The sequence below is a fragment of the Stenotrophomonas sp. PE591 genome, from assembly GCF_018320795.1.
GTDB lineage: Bacteria > Pseudomonadota > Gammaproteobacteria > Xanthomonadales > Xanthomonadaceae > Stenotrophomonas > Stenotrophomonas maltophilia.
This window is the reverse complement of record NZ_JAAOKO010000005.1, coordinates 175,340-191,791: the sequence shown is the minus strand read 5'-3', so window position 1 is coordinate 191,791 and position 16,452 is coordinate 175,340. Positions and strand designations below refer to the sequence as shown.

Below are 16,452 nucleotides of genomic sequence, written 5' to 3'. Positions count from 1 at the left end.
TTGTCCCGCCGGCCGCACCCACTCTCCCGTTGCGGTGGCCTTGGTTTCGCGCCAGTCACCGCCATTGCTGAGGTATGGACAACAACGCGCCCCTGCCCGCTGGCGACCTGCCGGCCCCCCGCAATGACCGCTCGCGCATCCTGCGGGCGTTCAATGTCAGCCTGGCCGCCGTGCTGGTGTTGGTGGCCGTGTTCGCCCTGCAGGGCACCTTCGACTGGCGGCCCTGGGCGGTCGCGCCGCTGGAAGCCAAGGGCCTGCTTGGCCTGATCGGCGGCCCGATGCTGCATGCCTCGGTCGAGCACATCGCCGCCAACAGCATCGCTATCCTGATCCTGGGCACGCTGGCCGGCAGCGTCTACCCGAAAGCCACCGTGCGCGCCCTGCCCCTGCTGTGGCTGGGCTCGGGCATCGGTGCGTGGATGCTGGGCAATCCGGGCAGCGTGCACCTGGGCGCCAGCGGCGTCACCCATGGCCTGATGTTCCTGCTGGCCAGCCTGGGCCTGCTGCGCCGCGACCGTGCAGCGATTGCCACCGGCCTGATCGGCATGCTGTTCTACGGCGGCATGCTGATGACCATCCTGCCGCACGCCGACGGCGTGTCCTGGCAGTCGCACATGGGCGGCGCCTTCGCCGGCATCATCGCCGCGCTGCTGTTCCGCAATGCCGACCCGCTGCCGCCGCGCCCGCGTTACAGTTGGGAAGACGAAGAAGAAGACGTCGAACCGCTGCCCGACGATGAGCTGGAGCCGCCGTCACCGCAGCGCGTGCCGGTGCTGTGGCAGCCGCGCGAAGGCCAGGACTACGTGGTGATTCCATTCCGCCGGCCAGACGAGCCGCGCGGCTGAAAATGCCCCGGTAGTGCCGGCCGCTGGCCGGCAACCTCATGATCCGGTAGTGGCCGACCTTGGTCGGCGGTTGTTGTGTGCCAACCAAGGTTGGCATCTACCAGAGTCCGTCAGTTCGCCGCATTCCCCGCCGCGCCCATGCCATCCACCGCCTGTCGGCCCAGTGCCGGGTCATCGGTGAAGAACGCATCGATGCCGGTGGCCAGATAGGCACGCATCTCGGCTATCGAACCCTCGGCATTGCGCGCGTTGTCGGCGCCCTTGCGCAGGTTGCTGGCCTGGAAGTGGTTCTCCGGACGGAAGGTGTACGGAATCACCATCAGGCCCGCTGCATGTGCGTCCTGTACCAGCGTGGTCGGAGTGCTCAGCGCGCCCTTGGCGTCCAGCGGAATGATCGAGCGCAGTTCCGGGCCGATGCTGTCGGCGTAGCTGGCGATGTCCTTCAATCCGGCCGGGGTCATCATCTGCGCGTAGGTCAGCTTGCCACCGGCCTTGGCGATGTCGGCCGGCTGGGTGTCGCCCTTCCACAGCAGTTGCAGCAGGCGGATGTTGCTGCCGCGCGGGATCTTGCCGCGCAGGTAGCGCAGGTTGGCGGTCTCGAACGACTGGATGGTGACCGGGCCGACGTTGGTATAGGCATTGCCACGCAGCGCGGTCAGGAGCTTGTCTTCCATCGGCAGGCCGATCGACTGGAAGTAGGTCGGGTGCTTGATCTCCGGCACCAGGCCGATGCCACGGTTGGCACGCCCGGCCTGCTGGACAAGGAATGCGAGGATCTCGTCCAGGCTGGCGATGCGGAACTGGCCGTCATAGGCGGTGCTGCGCAGTTCCGGCAGGCGCTCGCGCGCGTACAGGGTCTTCAGCTCGGCCAGGGTGAAGTCTTCGGTGAACCAGCCGTCCACCTTCTGCCCGTCGATGACCTTGCTGGTGCGGCGGCTGGCGAATTCGGGATGCGAGGCCACATCAGTGGTGCCGCTGATCTCGTTCTCGTGGCGGGCCACCATCACCCCGTCCCTGGTCATCACCAGGTCCGGCTCGATGTAGTCGGCGCCATCGGCGATCGCCTGCGCATAGGCGGCCAGGGTGTGCTCGGGCAGCAACGCGCTCGCCCCGCGATGGCCATAGACCGACACCTTGTGCGCGGCCGGGGTGGAGGATTCAGCGCTCATGGCCACCGATGGTGCCACGGCCAGCGACAACAGCAACGCACAACCCCACGACTTCACTGCGACTTCCCCAAGCGGTATGTGATGGGCGTCAGTATGCGGCGGCAATGTGACAGGTGGGGGACCTGGGGTCGGATCCCCGCAGGGGCTCCGACCCCGTAGCGATCCCGGGGAGCTCGTTCGGCTGGGTTGCCGGCCAGCGGCCGGCACTACCAAGGCTTACTTGCCGATGCAGAAACTGGAGAAGATCCTCCCCAGCAGATCATCGGCACTCATCTGCCCAGTGATCTCACCCAGCGCGTCATGCGCCAGCCGCAGTTCCTCGGCGGCCAGCTCCAGGTGCTCGTGCGCCAGCTCGCCATCGGCGCGCTGCGCATGTTCCTGCGCACGTTCGATTGCATCCACATGGCGCGTGCGCGCGGAGAACTCGCCGTCCACCTGCTCCCCTGCCCCGGCCGAAGCGATCGAACGCAGACGCGCGTGCAGATCGTCGAGCCCGGCGCCGGTCGCAGCCGAGACGAACACGCGGTCCGGATCGTCCAGTGCTGGCAACGCCTCCAGCAGGTCCGACTTGTTGTGGATGTAGACCTTGTGCGGCACCGCCGCCACGGCCTCGCCCAGCGCTGCTTCGCCGGCCGCCGGATCGCGCGCATCCAGCACGATCAGCGCCAGGTCGGTGCGCTCGATTTCCACGTGGGCGCGGCGCATGCCTTCGCGTTCGATGGCGTCACCGCCGTCGCGCAGGCCGGCGGTGTCGACCAGGGTCAGCTCCAGGCCGTCCAGGCGAATGGTTTCGCGCAGGGTGTCGCGGGTGGTACCGGCGATGTCGGTGACGATGGCGCGTTCGCTGCCGGCCAGCGCGTTGAGCAGTGAACTCTTGCCGGCGTTCGGCGGACCGATCAGCACCGCGTGCAGGCCATCGCGCAGGCGACGGCCGCGTTCGGCATCGCGGCGCAGAATGGCCAGATCGCTGCGCGCCTGTTCCAGCCCACGCCGCACCTGCGCGCCACCGAGCGTATCCAGCGGTTCGTCGGCAAAATCGATGGCCGCTTCCACGTGGATGCGCAGCAGCACCAGCTGCTCGACCACGGCGTCGATGCGACGCGAGAACACACCATCCAGCGAACGGCGTGCCGCGCGCGCGGCGCGGTTGTCACCTGCGGCGATCAGGTCGGCGATGGCCTCGGCCTGGGCCAGGTCGAGCTTGCCGTTGAGGAATGCTCGTTCACTGAACTCACCCGGCCGCGCCTGGCGCGCGCCGAGCGCGATGCAGCGCGCGACCAGCTGCTGCAGCAGCACCGGGCTGCCGTGGCCCTGCAGTTCCACCACTTCCTCGCCGGTGAAGCTGTTCGGTGCCGGGAACCACAGCACGATGCCATCGTCGATGACCTCGCCTTCGGCATCACGCAGGCGCGCGTAGTGCGCGTGGCGCGGACGCAGTGCAGGTGCACCCAGTGCATTGGCGATGGCCGCAGCACGCGGGCCGGACAGGCGCAGCATGCCGACACCGCCGGCGCCAGGGGCACTGGCGATGGCGACGATGGTGTCGGTGCGGATCGCGTCGTTCATGGCTCAGAGCTTCTCCAGCTGTGCGCGCGCCTGGGCCGCGCCACTGCCCTGCGGCTGCAAGGCCAGGTAGGTGGTGTAGGCCTGCTTGGCCTTGGCCTTGTCGCCGGCGTTGAAGTAGGCATCACCCAGGTTGAGATAGGCCACTGCACGCGAGGGGTCGATCTTCAGCGTGTTCTCCAGCCAGCGCGCCGCTTCGGCATAGCGCTGCTGGCGGTAGTAGACGAAGCCGAGGTTGTTGGCGGCCTGGGCGAAGTCCGGACGCAGCTTCAGTGCCTCGGTGAACTGCGCCACCGCCTCGTCGTACTGCTTCTCGCGGTACAGCTGCAGGCCGCGGTCATTGGCCTGCTGCGCGCGCTGCCGATCCGACGCCGGGCCCGCAGTGGGCACCACCAGCTTGGCCTTGCCGCCCTGAAGGTCGGCCACCGTCACCGGCGCCTGGCTGCCCTTGGCTTCGCTGGCGGCTTCAACCTTGTTGTTCAGTGCGATCGCATCGGCGGTCAACTGGCGCGTATCGGCATTGAGGAACTCCTGGCTGTCCGGCACCTGGAACACGAACTCGCCGCCCTGCGAACCGGGCAGGCTGCCGAAGGCCGGGGTCTGGTGTGAAACGGCTGAGACGGCCGGCGCAACGTAGGCGGCCAGTTCGGTACCGGTGATCAGCCCATCGCCGTTGAGGTCGCCCTTGCCGGCCAATGCCTGCAGCAGCACCCAGGTGAACACCGAGTGGCCGTTCGGACCGGCGTCGGCCACCTGCTGGTCGGCACCGCCGGCGGTCAGCATCTGCCGCGCGCTGCGCCGCGCGTTCTCGCGCAGGAACGACGACGACGATGGACCGCCACGGGTCAGGCCCAGGCCGCTGTAGCAGGCATCCATCACGAACATCACGTGCTTGGCCTGCATGCTCTCGGCGATGTTCTGGATGTCGGTCATCGCGATGGCGTCGGTAGCGAATTCCTTCGGGTCCGAATCGACCGGGATGATGTAGCCGAGGTCGCGCCCGGAGGCGAGCTGGCGGGTCGCGCCATGGCCGGCGAAGAACACGAACACGCGATCGTTCTTGCCAGTGCGGTCATCGGCCAGGCGGTCGTGGAAGGCAGCCAGGATGTTGTTGCGCGTGGCCTGCTCGTTCTTCAGCACGATCACCTGCGAGGACGGGAAGCCGAACTGCCCGGTCAGGGTATCGGCCACCGCCTGCGCATCGTGGCTGGCGTACTCCAGCTTCGGCCACTTGGCGTAGTTGTCGATGCCGACCACGATCGCCCAGGACTTCTCGTAGCCGGTGGTGACGGTGGCATCGTTGGTCGCGCCCTTGCGCGCACGGGCGACCGTGAAGTCGCGGCCGTTCCAGCCAGCGAACTGGTAGCCATCGGCGATCAGCCGGTCGAGGATCTGCGGCAGCGCCTTCACCGCACGATCGTGAATGTCGTGGAACAGGATGATGCCGCGCTGTTCCTTGTTCACCTGGTCGAGCACGCGCTGGACGATCGATTCCGGCACCGGGTCAGCCCAGTCCATCGAGTCGATGTTCCACATGATCGACTTCAGCCCGGCTTCGTTGAGCAGCTGCAGGCCTTCGGCATTGCGTGCGCCATAGGGGAAGCGGAACAGCGGCGCGCGCTTGCTGTCGACATCCTTCAGCAGCGTGTCGGTGTCCAGCACCTGCTGGCGCAGCGCGTCACCGGTGGTGCGCGACAGCTGGGCGTGGGTCAGGCTGTGATTGCCGACCGCATAGCCCTCTTCCATCAGGTTGCGGCTGATCCTGGCCATCGGGCCGAGGCTGACCTTGCCGTCGGCCTCGACCTTGCCCAGGTTGCGGCCCACTTCGAAGAACACGCCCGGCACGTCGTAGCGCTTGAGGATGGCCACCACTTCATCGGTATAGGCCTTGTGCGGGCCATCGTCGAAGGTGAGCACCACAGTCTTGGCCGGCAGGTCGCGGCCGAAGATCTCGCGGTCGCTGTCCTTCATCGACATCGGGTACGGCTCGATCACGCCGTAGTCGCGCAGGATCGCTTCGCGGCTGTAGTCCTTGTGCAGGTGGGCGATGTAGTCGTCCCACTTCTCACGCTTCAGTTCGATGGCGCGGGTGCGCTCGAAGCGGCTGAAGATGCGGGTCAGTTCCTGGTTGTAGTTGCGCTCGATCTCATCAAGCGCCTCCAGGTCCTCACCGATGCGCTGGTGCAGCTTCACCGCCGGCAGCGACGAATCGGTGCCGACCCGTTCATGCAGGTCACGCAGCACTTCGCGGAAGGCCAGGCGGTCGGCGTCGAACAGTTCCGGCGCCGACTCGATGTAGTCCAGCACGGTGCCGAGGGTGGCGAAGCGCTGCGGACTGGAGCCGCGCAGCAGCGTGTCGAACTGCGCGGCGATGGCCGTGCGCTGTTCCAGGCCATCGTGGAACAGCTGCTGGCCCACGCGCGTGGAGGTACCGCGGTCGGCAGCCGACTGCTGTTCCTCGTCGGCCAGCAGCACGATGATGCGGCGGTAGCCGTCGAGCTGCTTCTGCAGCGCGGCCAGCAACGGTGCAGCGGCAGGATCGGCGGCGGCCGCGGCCTGCGCGCTGGGCTGGGTGACCGTGGTCGCCGGCGCCTTCGCGTCCTTGTCGCCACAGCCGGCAACGACCAGGGTCAACAACAGCGACGGCAGGAACAGGCGGAACGACGACGCACGCTGCATGGTGGACTCGAAGGTGGGAGGAACGGTGTGCCGGCGATTCTAACGCCGCATGCGAAAAGCCCGCCTTGCGGCGGGCTTCTCATCGACCGGGGCGGTAGTAGAGTCGACTGTTGGTCGACTGCTCTACTGCCAGTCGACCAACAGTCGACTCTACAGGTCGGGATTACTTCTTTTTGACCGGGGCCGGCGCGGTGGTGGCCGGGACAGGCTCGCCGCCATGGCGCTTGGTCATCCACCACTGCTGCAGCAGGCCCAGGCCGCCGTTGACCACCCAGTACAGGACCAGGCCGGACGGCATGAAGGCCATCATGACGCCGAACACCAGCGGCATGAACTGCATCATCTTCTGCTGCATCGGGTCCATGCCCGGTGCCGGGGTCAGCTTCTGGGTGAACCACATCACTGCCACGTTGATGACCGGCAGGATGAAGTACGGGTCGCGTGCGGTCAGGTCCTGGATCCAGCCGAACCAGGGCGCCTGGCGCAGTTCGACCGATTCCACCAGCACCCAGTACAGGGCGAAGAAGATCGGCATCTGGATGAGGATCGGCAGGCAGCCCCCCATCGGATTGATCTTTTCCTTCTTGTACAGCTCCATCATCGCGGTCTGGAACTTCTGGCGGTCATCGCCATAGCGTTCCTTCAGCTGCGCGATGCGCGGCTGGAAACGACGCATCTTGGCGCCGCTCTTGTACTGGGTCGCCGACAGCGGGTACAGCACCAGCTTCAGCAGCACCACCAGGCCGACGATCGCCCAGCCCCAGTTGCCGACCAGCTTGTGCACCTGGTTCAGCACCCAGAACAGGCCCTGGCCGATCACCGCCATCATCGAGAAGCGGCTGTAGTCGACCACGCGGTCCAGGCCCGGCACGTCTTCCTTGGCGATCAGGTTGACCAGCTTCGGGCCGACCCACAGGCGGGCTTCGGTGCTGGTGGACTGGCCCGGGGCCACGGTGAAGGCCGGGCCACGCGCTTCGATCAGGTCACGACCAGCCACCTGCGACAGCACGTAGTGTGCGGTCTGGTCCTTCTGCGGGATCCAGGCGGTGAAGAAGTGGTGCTGCAGCATCGCCAGCCAGCCGCCGGTGATGTTCTGGTTCAGCGTGCCGTCTTCCAGGTAGTCCTTGAACGCACGACGCTGGTACTTCTTGTCGTTGTCGTACCAGGTGGCACCGTTGAAGCTGAAGGAATCGGGGTTGGTCATGCTCCGCGACAGGATGGTCGGGGTGCGGTCCAGGGTGCGGTAGACATAGCCGTTCCACGGCGCGGCGCCAGCGTTGCTGACTTCGTCCTTGAAGCGCACGGCGTACTCGTTGCGCGAGACGGTCAGGGTGCGCTTGATGGTCACGCCGTTGTCGGCGGTCCACACGAACGGGATCTGCAGCTCGTTCTGGCCCTTGGCCAGCACGAAGTCCTTGGTGTCACCCACCAGCTTGAAGCCGTCAGCGCCGGGGACCGGGGTGTTCTTGTCTTCGCTGGCCCAGCCACTGATCGCGCTGTACGGGTGCGCGGGGTCTTCGGTCAGCAGGCGGACCGGCGGGCTGCCTTCGTCCTTGGTCTGCGGGAACTGCAGCAGCTCGGCATCAAGCACGCGGCCGCCGTCGAGCACCAGGCGCAGCACGTCGGTGGTGACGGTCACGCGCTGGCTGGCCGGGGTAGCGCTGGCCTGGGCCTGTGCGGCGGCCTGGCCGGGGGCGCCCGGCACCTGGGCGCTGGGGATGGCGCCGGGGGTCGCGCCCGGAACACTCTGTGCGGCGGCCGGGGCCGACGTGGTGGTTGGTGCCGGGGTCGGAGCAGCCTTTTCACGGCTCCACTCCATCCACAGCAGCACGGCCACCATCAGCCAGGCAAAAATGAGGAATACGCGGGTCTGGTTCATCAGCGGACAGGCTCGGCGGGGCCGGGATGCGATGCCGGCTCGGTCAAAGAAGGAGTTGCGATGCCATCAGGCGGCGGCATTGTGCCGTCCACGCCCGGCGTGGGCAATGCACGCAGGCGACGCAGCAGGCGCAGGAAGGCCTGGCGGATCTCGTCGTTGCTGGCGGAACGCGCAGCACTACGAGCCACGACGACAAAGTCGCCTGGCTGGATGTCGGTACGTGTCTGACGCAGGATGTCGCGCAGGACGCGCTTGATCCGGTTACGCCCGACGGCGTTCGGATCAACCTTGCGGGAAACCGCCAGACCCAGCCTGGCCGGCCGGTCAGCCGGCAGCCAGTGCAGGGTCATCAGCGGATCGGACACACGGCGGGCGCCGTTGAAGACCGTTGAGTATTCGGCACGCGTGCGAACCCGCGCAGAGCGAGGGAATCGCTTGCGCGGGTCTGCAGTATTCACTGTCGAAGGGATTGCGTCTGCCGCGGAGTGCGGCATGGCAATCAGGCGCTCAGGACTTTGCGGCCCTTGGCGCGGCGACGCGACAGGATCTTGCGGCCGTCAGCGGTCTTCATACGGGCACGGAAGCCGTGGTCGCGCTTACGCTTGAGGTTGCTGGGCTGGTAGGTGCGCTTCGTGGCCATTGGGGGCCTCTCGTATGAATGGGACGGAAAGAACCGGAAATTCTAGAGAGGTACCCTGCCCCAAGTCAACCCCTGGCAGCTACGCGAATTCACCGGGCTGTGCAATAGCTGTGGATGTTTTTGTGAATAAGTAGGGGACAAGCATTCCGAAGGCGGGCGCTCGGTGGTAGTCTGAGCCATCCATTTCCCCCCTTTCAGGCCTGTGTTTGGGCGCCTTGTCGCGTCCATGCCCCGGCCACCGGACGATTATTGCTGATGGATGCTTGGTCCCGTAGTCTCGAGCGCCTCGAAGCGGAGTTCCCGCCGGAAGACGTTCATACCTGGCTGAAGCCACTGCAGGCCGATCTGCGCGTGGACAGCCTGGTGCTGTATGCACCGAATGCCTTCATCGTCGACCAGGTCCGCGAGCTGTACCTGGCCCGGATCCGCGAACTGCTGGCGCACTTCGCCGGTTTCAGCGACGTTTTTCTTGAAATCGGCTCGCGCCCGCGCCCTGTGGAGGCGCAGAACGCGCCGGTTTCCACGCCGTCGGCGCATGTGTCTAGCGAACCGCAGGTGCCGTTCGCCGGCAACCTGGACAACCACTACACGTTCGCCAACTTCGTCGAAGGCCGCAGCAACCAGCTGGGCCTGGCCGCCGCCTTCCAGGCGGCGCAGAAGCCGGGCGACCGCGCGCACAACCCGCTGCTGCTGTACGGGGGCACCGGCCTGGGCAAGACCCACCTGATGTTCGCCGCCGGCAACGCCATGCGCCAGGCCAATCCGGGCGCGAAGGTGCTGTACCTGCGTTCGGAACAGTTCTTCAGCGCGATGATCCGGGCCCTGCAGGAAAAGACCATGGATCAGTTCAAGCGCCAGTTCCAGCAGGTGGACGCGCTGCTGATCGATGACATCCAGTTCTTCGCCGGCAAGGACCGCACCCAGGAAGAGTTCTTCCACACCTTCAACGCGTTGTTCGATGGCAAGCAGCAGATCATCCTGACCTGCGACCGCTATCCGCGCGAAGTCGAGGGCCTGGAAGCGCGCCTGAAGTCGCGGCTTGCCTGGGGCCTGTCGGTCGCGATCGAACCGCCGGACTTCGAGACCCGCGCCGCGATCGTGCTGGCCAAGGCACGCGAACGCGGTGCCGAGATTCCCGATGATGTTGCGTTCCTGATCGCCAAGAAGATGCGCTCCAACGTGCGCGACCTCGAAGGCGCGCTCAATACCCTGACCGCCCGCGCCAATTTCACCGGCCGCGCGATCACCACCGAATTCGCCCAGGAAACCCTGCGCGACCTGCTGCGCGCCCAGCAGCAGGCGATCAGCATTCCCAACATCCAGAAAACCGTTGCCGACTACTACGGCCTGCAGATCAAGGATCTGCTGTCGAAGCGTCGGACCCGCTCGCTGGCACGCCCGCGCCAGGTCGCCATGGCCCTGACCAAGGAACTGACCGAGCACAGCCTGCCCGAGATCGGCGATGCCTTTGCCGGTCGCGATCACACCACGGTGCTGCATGCCTGCCGCCAGATCCGGACCCTGATGGAAACCGACGGCAAGCTCCGCGAGGACTGGGACAAGCTGATCCGGAAGCTGAGCGAATGATGCACGGATGCCGATGAGGCGTCATCGCACAAAACGGTGCAGAATCCGGTAGCAAGCGCGGGACACGTTGTGGATAAAAATGGCGTTTGAAATCGCGTCGGTTTTATCCACAGCTTTCCCCACCCCCTGGGGGTCGGTAATACAGAGGGTTTCGAAGCCTGAAATCCTTTTATTTACAAAGACTTAGCGTTGTTTTCCAGCGATTCTGTCTCTACCAGCACCACCAAGCTTTTGATTTATTCCACATTTTTTAAAGCATAGGGGCACGGAACCACATGCGTTTCACACTGCAGCGCGAAGCCTTTCTCAAGCCGTTGGCACAGGTCGTCAACGTGGTCGAACGCCGCCAGACCCTTCCGGTTCTGGCCAATTTCCTGGTCCAGGTGCAGAACGGCCAGCTGTCGCTGACCGGTACCGACCTGGAAGTGGAGATGGTGTCGCGGATCGCGGTTGAAGATGCCCAGGACGGCGAAACCACCATTCCCGCCCGCAAGCTGTTCGAGATCATCCGCGCCCTGCCCGACGGCAGCCGGATTACCGTCTCGCAGACCGGTGACAAGATCACCGTGCAGGCCGGCCGCAGCCGCTTCACCCTGGCCACCCTGCCCTCCAACGACTTCCCGTCGGTGGACGAAGTGGAAGCCACCGAGCGCGTGGCGATCGGCGAAGCAACCCTGAAGGAACTGATCGAGCGCACTGCGTTCGCGATGGCCCAGCAGGACGTGCGCTACTACCTCAACGGCCTGCTGTTCGACCTGCGCGGCGATGCGCTGCGCACGGTCGCCACCGACGGCCATCGCCTGGCGCTGTGTGAAACCGATCTGGCCAAGCCCAGCGGTTCCAAGCGCCAGATCATCGTGCCGCGCAAGGGCGTGACCGAACTACAGCGCCTGCTGGAGAGCGGCGATCGCGAGATCGAACTGGAAGTCGGCCGTAGCCACGTGCGCGTCAAGCGCGACGATGTCACCTTCACCTCGAAGCTGATCGACGGTCGTTTCCCGGATTACGAAGCGGTGATTCCGATCGGTGCCGACCGCGAAGTGAAGGTTGATCGTGAAGCACTGCGTGCCTCGCTGCAGCGCGCCGCGATCCTGTCCAACGAGAAGTACCGCGGCATCCGCGTGGAAGTCTCGCCGGGCAACCTGAAGATCAGCGCGCACAATCCGGAACAGGAAGAAGCCCAGGAAGAGATCGAAGCCGACACCACGGTCAGTGATCTGGCCATTGGCTTCAACGTGAACTACCTGCTGGACGCCCTCTCCGCGCTGCGCGATGAGGAGGTCATCATCCAGCTGCGCGATTCCAACTCTTCTGCGCTGGTTCGTGAATCCAGCAGCGAGAAGTCGCGCCACGTGGTGATGCCGCTGCGTCTCTGACAGCAGCCTGTTCCACGTGGAACCGAAGGACGCCCGGGATCTCCCCGGGCGTTTTTTTTTGCAGGTTCCACGTGGAGCATCGGGGATCGCGGAATCTCCAGGTCTGGGCGAATGTCTTGCTCGAGATTGCTGCTTGCCGATTGTTCCTGGTTCCACCTCCGATGCAATCGGCCCTGCGCGGCAGGAATCCAGGTTGCTGACCTGGGCGCTGCCCAGCCAACTTCAATCGAGTACGCAGTTCCGGGTCTTCAGCCTGATTGCAGGTGACCCGATCTGGTCGGATGGATAAAGCGGATCGCATCCGCTATCGCAGTGGTTGCTTCATCTTGCAGACGTCACTGTCCACAGGCTTGGTTGGGGCCGGATCAGCGCTGGCCTAGCTTCTAAATCTGGGTATAAATCTAAAGCATGGTGGTGATGGTAGGCCCAGATTTCGTGGAAAAATGCATTATCCAATTGATTTTCAAGAGATTTATGCAGCTGAAACCCCCTGTATAGAGGCCCCTCAGGCTGGGGGGGAACCTGTGGATAGTTTCGCAGGTCGGGCACAAGGGCTTTTTTATCCACAGTTTGCCCATACCTTGTGTATAAGTCATACAGACCCGCTGTGGACAGCGTGAAACGAATGGTCTGAATTCTTTGAAATCTGTGGAACCCTCCACGGCATCGCATCGTAGATTTCAAGAAATCCGCGCGCTGTTCGCGCAACCCGCCGTCGGGGGCACCTGGCGATGCTCGCGGAATGAGGCTGAAATCGCTGAAATCTGAAGGCCTGTACCCTGCGCCGCCGCTCAGAATTCAAGGATTCCCGGGCATATCCAGACCCAGGCGAGCCCAGGTGAGGGAGCGCCACCACGTGGAACACGCGTAGGGTTGCCAGGCGGAGGCTTCAGCACAGTGGCGATGTCTGGCGCGCCACGGCTGGCTTGACCGATGCAGTAAGCTGATGGATTCCCTGCCCCACTACCGCCTCGTGCGGATGGTCTTTCGCGCCCCATGCTTATCCGCCGCCTCGCCCTGCACCAACTGCGTCGCTTCAGTGCGGTGGACCTGTCGCCCCAGCCGGGATTGAACCTGCTGACCGGCGACAACGGTGCCGGCAAGACCAGCGTGCTCGAAGCCCTGCATCTGATGGCCTACGGGCGCAGCTTCCGTGGCCGGGTGCGTGACGGTCTGGTGCGCCAGGGCCAGGAAGCGCTGGAAATCTTCGTGGAATGGGACGAACAGCGTGCCGATCACCCGCCGCACCGCCGAAAGGCCGGGCTGCGCCACAGTGGCCAGGACTGGAAGGGGCGATTGGACGGGGAGGATGTCGCGCAGCTGGGCAATCTCTGCGCAGCGCTGGCCGTGGTGACGTTCGAGCCGGGGAGCCATGCACTGGTCAGTGGGGGTGGCGAACCTCGCCGTCGCTTCCTCGATTGGGGCTTGTTCCACGTGGAACCGGATTTTCTCTCCCTGTGGCGCCGCTATTCCCGGGCGCTGAAGCAGCGCAATGCTCTGCTCAAGCAGGGCGGGCCGTCGCGGATGCTCGATACCTGGGATCACGAGCTGGCCGAGGCCGGGGAACCGCTGACCAGCCGCCGTCAGCACTACCTGGAGCGTCTGCAGCAGCGCACGGTGGCCTTGGCCGCCAGCCTGGCTCCGCAACTCGGCATCCAGGGGCTTGAACTGAGCCCCGGTTGGCGGCGGCATGAGCTTCCCTTGGCCGATGCCCTGCTTCTGGCCCGGGAACGCGACCGGCAGGCCGGCTATACCTCGGTCGGCCCACACCGGGCAGACTGGAGTGTGGATTTCCACAGCATTCCGGGGCGTGATGCGTTGTCCCGTGGTCAGGCCAAGCTGACGGCATTGGCCTGCCTGCTGGCGCAGGCCGAGGACTATGCAGAACAACGCGGCGAATGGCCTGTGATCGCGCTGGACGATCTGGCCTCGGAGCTGGATCGCACCCATCAGGCGCGGGTGCTGGAGCGCCTGCTCAATGGGCCGGCACAGATCTTCATCACCGCTACCGAAACCCCGGCGGCACTGCTGGACCTGACCCACATCGCCCGGTTCCACGTGGAACATGCACAGATCGTGGCTGTGCCATAGTGGGCACACCAGGGCCGCTCGACCCCGGCTGGTATAATTCGGGTTGGAATCCTTTCATTCTCGGCACATCGCTCCAAGCGGTGGCCGACCTGCGGAGCCTACGGCAAGCGCAATGAGCGACGAACAGAACACCCCGGCAAACAACGGCAATTACGACGCCAACAGCATTACCGCCCTGGAAGGCCTGGAGGCTGTCCGCAAGCGTCCCGGCATGTACATCGGTGACGTGCATGACGGCACCGGTCTGCACCACATGGTGTTTGAGGTCGTCGACAACTCGATCGACGAAGCGCTGGCCGGCCACGCCGACCACGTTGCGGTGACGATCCACGCCGACGGTTCGGTCTCGGTGTCCGACAACGGCCGTGGTATCCCGACTGGCAAGCACGAGCAGATGAGTGCCAAGCTCGGTCGCGAAGTGTCTGCAGCCGAAGTCGTCATGACCGTCCTGCACGCAGGCGGCAAGTTCGACGACAACAGCTACAAGGTTTCGGGCGGCCTGCATGGCGTCGGCGTCAGCGTGGTCAACGCGCTGTCGCAGAAGCTGCTGGTGGACGTGTTCCAGAACGGCTTCCACTACCAGCAGGAATTCAGCAACGGCGCCGCAGTGACCGCGCTGGCCAAGCTGGAAACCACCACCAAGCGCGGCACTACCGTGCGCTTCTGGCCGTCCACCGTCGCCTTCCACGACAACGTGGAGTTCCACTACGACATCCTGGCCCGCCGCCTGCGCGAACTGTCGTTCCTGAACTCCGGCGTCAAGATCGTCCTTGCCGACGAGCGTGGCGACGGCCGTCGCGATGACTTCCACTACGAGGGTGGCATCCGCAGCTTCGTGGAGCATCTGGCCCAGCTGAAGACGCCGCTGCACCCGAACGTCATTTCAGTCACCGGCGAGCACAACGGCATCGTCGTGGATGTGGCGCTGCAGTGGACCGACTCCTATCAGGAGACGATGTACTGCTTCACCAACAACATTCCGCAGAAGGACGGCGGTACCCACCTGGCCGGTTTCCGCGGTGCGCTGACCCGTGTGCTCAACAACTACATCGAGCAGAACGGCATCGCCAAGCAGGCCAAGATCAACCTGACCGGCGACGACATGCGAGAAGGCATGATCGCGGTGCTGTCGGTGAAGGTTCCGGACCCGAGCTTCTCCAGCCAGACCAAGGAAAAGCTGGTCAGCTCCGACGTGCGTCCGGCGGTGGAAAACGCCTTCGGTGCGCGCCTGGAAGAGTTCCTGCAGGAGAACCCGAACGAAGCCAAGGCGATCGCCGGCAAGATCGTCGACGCCGCGCGCGCACGTGAAGCGGCGCGAAAGGCCCGCGACCTGACCCGCCGCAAGGGCGCGCTGGATATCGCCGGCCTGCCGGGCAAGCTGGCCGACTGCCAGGAAAAGGATCCGGCGCTGTCCGAACTGTTCATCGTCGAGGGTGACTCGGCAGGTGGCTCGGCCAAGCAGGGCCGCAACCGCAAGAACCAGGCGGTGCTGCCGCTGCGCGGCAAGATCCTCAACGTGGAACGCGCGCGTTTCGACCGCATGCTGTCTTCCGACCAGGTCGGCACGCTGATCACGGCGCTGGGCACCGGCATCGGCCGTGACGAGTACAACCCGGACAAGCTGCGCTACCACAAGATCATCATCATGACCGACGCCGACGTCGACGGCGCCCACATCCGCACCCTGCTGCTGACGTTCTTCTACCGTCAGATGCCGGAGCTGATCGAGCGCGGTTACGTCTACATCGGCCTGCCGCCGCTGTACAAGATCAAGCAGGGCAAGCAGGAGCTGTACCTGAAGGACGACCCGGCGCTGGACAGCTACCTGGCCAGCAGCGCGGTGGAAAACGCTGCGCTGGTGCCGGCCACCGGCGAGCCCGGCATCGAAGGCCTTGCGCTGGAGAAGCTGCTGCTGGCCTACGCGGCCGCGCTGGATTCGATCGAGCGCAACGCACATCGCTACGACCGCAACCTGCTTGAAGCGCTGGTCGATTTCGTGCCGATGGACCTGGAAAGCCTGCGCGCTGCCGGCGAAGGCGAGGGTCTGGATGCACTGGCCAAGCGCCTCAACCAGGGCAGCCTGGGCAGCCCGCGTTTCACGCTGGAACTGCAGGAAGCCAACGACGAGCGCCCGGCCGCTGTGCTGGTGACCCGTCGCCACATGGGCGAACAGCACATCCAGGTGCTGCCGATGTCGGCCTTCGAAAGCGGCGAACTGCGCGCGATCCACCAGGCATCGAAGCTGCTGCACGGTCTGGTCCGCGAAGGCGCGACCATTTCCCGCGGTGCCAAGTCGATCGAAGTCGACAGCTTTGCCAAGGCACAGAACTGGCTGCTCGAGGAGGCCAAGCGCGGCCGCCAGATCCAGCGATTCAAGGGTCTGGGTGAAATGAATCCGGAGCAGCTGTGGGACACCACGGTGAACCCGGAAACCCGCCGACTGCTGCAGGTGCGTATCGAGGACGCTGTCGCAGCTGACCAGATCTTCAGCACCCTGATGGGCGATGTCGTCGAACCGCGTCGAGATTTCATCGAAGACAACGCGCTGAAGGTCGCAAACCTGGATATCTGACACAATCGGGACACGGCCGGCGCGCGGGGAGGCGCGCCGGCCTTCGACTCT

11 protein-coding genes are annotated in these 16,452 nt (G+C 65.1%); 5 read left to right on the top strand and 6 right to left on the bottom strand.

What is annotated here, in order from left to right; translation table 11 throughout:
• Positions 1 to 74 precede the first annotated feature (74 nt).
• The gene (locus JLDANKMP_RS14575; protein ID WP_005411723.1) at positions 75 to 845 is read left to right on the top strand and encodes a rhomboid family intramembrane serine protease; all 771 of its coding nucleotides are present in this window, start codon (positions 75 to 77) and stop codon (positions 843 to 845) included.
• Between the two features lie 110 nt (positions 846 to 955).
• Here JLDANKMP_RS14575 and JLDANKMP_RS14570 read toward each other — a convergent pair whose 3' ends face one another.
• The 6 genes from JLDANKMP_RS14570 to rpmH form a co-directional block, all read right to left on the bottom strand.
• Entirely contained in the window at positions 956 to 2,071 is a 1,116-nt protein-coding gene (locus JLDANKMP_RS14570) for a glycerophosphodiester phosphodiesterase (RefSeq protein ID WP_212561489.1), read from the bottom strand.
• A gap of 159 nt (positions 2,072 to 2,230) precedes the next feature.
• A complete protein-coding gene (gene mnmE / locus JLDANKMP_RS14565) occupies positions 2,231 to 3,580 on the bottom strand; it encodes a tRNA uridine-5-carboxymethylaminomethyl(34) synthesis GTPase MnmE (RefSeq protein ID WP_212561488.1) in 1,350 nt (449 codons plus the stop codon).
• A 3-nt stretch (positions 3,581 to 3,583) separates the two neighbouring features.
• Positions 3,584 to 6,256: a polysaccharide deacetylase family protein gene (locus tag JLDANKMP_RS14560; RefSeq protein ID WP_111108805.1), complete on the bottom strand. Its 2,673-nt coding sequence runs from the start codon at positions 6,254 to 6,256 to the stop codon at positions 3,584 to 3,586.
• A gap of 163 nt (positions 6,257 to 6,419) precedes the next feature.
• Positions 6,420 to 8,135 (bottom strand): membrane protein insertase YidC, encoded by a 1,716-nt coding sequence (gene yidC / locus JLDANKMP_RS14555; protein ID WP_212561487.1) that lies wholly within the window; start codon positions 8,133 to 8,135, stop codon positions 6,420 to 6,422.
• On the bottom strand, positions 8,135 to 8,629 hold the full coding sequence (gene rnpA / locus JLDANKMP_RS14550; protein ID WP_212561486.1) for a ribonuclease P protein component: 495 nt from the start codon (positions 8,627 to 8,629) through the stop codon (positions 8,135 to 8,137). The genes yidC and rnpA overlap by 1 nt, the downstream gene beginning before the upstream one ends.
• 5 nt (positions 8,630 to 8,634) lie before the next feature.
• The gene (rpmH, locus tag JLDANKMP_RS14545; RefSeq protein WP_005411729.1) at positions 8,635 to 8,775 is read right to left on the bottom strand and encodes a 50S ribosomal protein L34; all 141 of its coding nucleotides are present in this window, start codon (positions 8,773 to 8,775) and stop codon (positions 8,635 to 8,637) included.
• Between the two features lie 255 nt (positions 8,776 to 9,030).
• On the opposite strand from rpmH, the gene dnaA reads away from it, so the two are divergent.
• The 4 genes from dnaA to gyrB all read left to right on the top strand — a co-directional run bounded on the left by dnaA (position 9,031) and on the right by gyrB (position 16,401).
• Positions 9,031 to 10,362, top strand: a complete 1,332-nt coding sequence (dnaA, locus tag JLDANKMP_RS14540; protein ID WP_005411730.1) for a chromosomal replication initiator protein DnaA — start codon at positions 9,031 to 9,033, stop codon at positions 10,360 to 10,362.
• Positions 10,363 to 10,637: 275 nt separating this feature from the next.
• Positions 10,638 to 11,738: a DNA polymerase III subunit beta gene (gene dnaN, locus JLDANKMP_RS14535; RefSeq protein WP_005411731.1), complete on the top strand. Its 1,101-nt coding sequence runs from the start codon at positions 10,638 to 10,640 to the stop codon at positions 11,736 to 11,738.
• A gap of 996 nt (positions 11,739 to 12,734) precedes the next feature.
• Positions 12,735 to 13,829 carry a DNA replication/repair protein RecF gene (recF, locus tag JLDANKMP_RS14530; protein WP_012478628.1) on the top strand — a complete coding sequence of 365 codons (1,095 nt, stop codon included), beginning with the start codon at positions 12,735 to 12,737 and terminating at the stop codon, positions 13,827 to 13,829.
• 112 nt (positions 13,830 to 13,941) lie between these two features.
• Complete coding sequence (gene gyrB, locus JLDANKMP_RS14525; RefSeq protein ID WP_005411733.1) at positions 13,942 to 16,401, top strand: DNA topoisomerase (ATP-hydrolyzing) subunit B; 2,460 nt, start codon at positions 13,942 to 13,944, stop codon at positions 16,399 to 16,401.
• Positions 16,402 to 16,452: the final 51 nt, after the last annotated feature.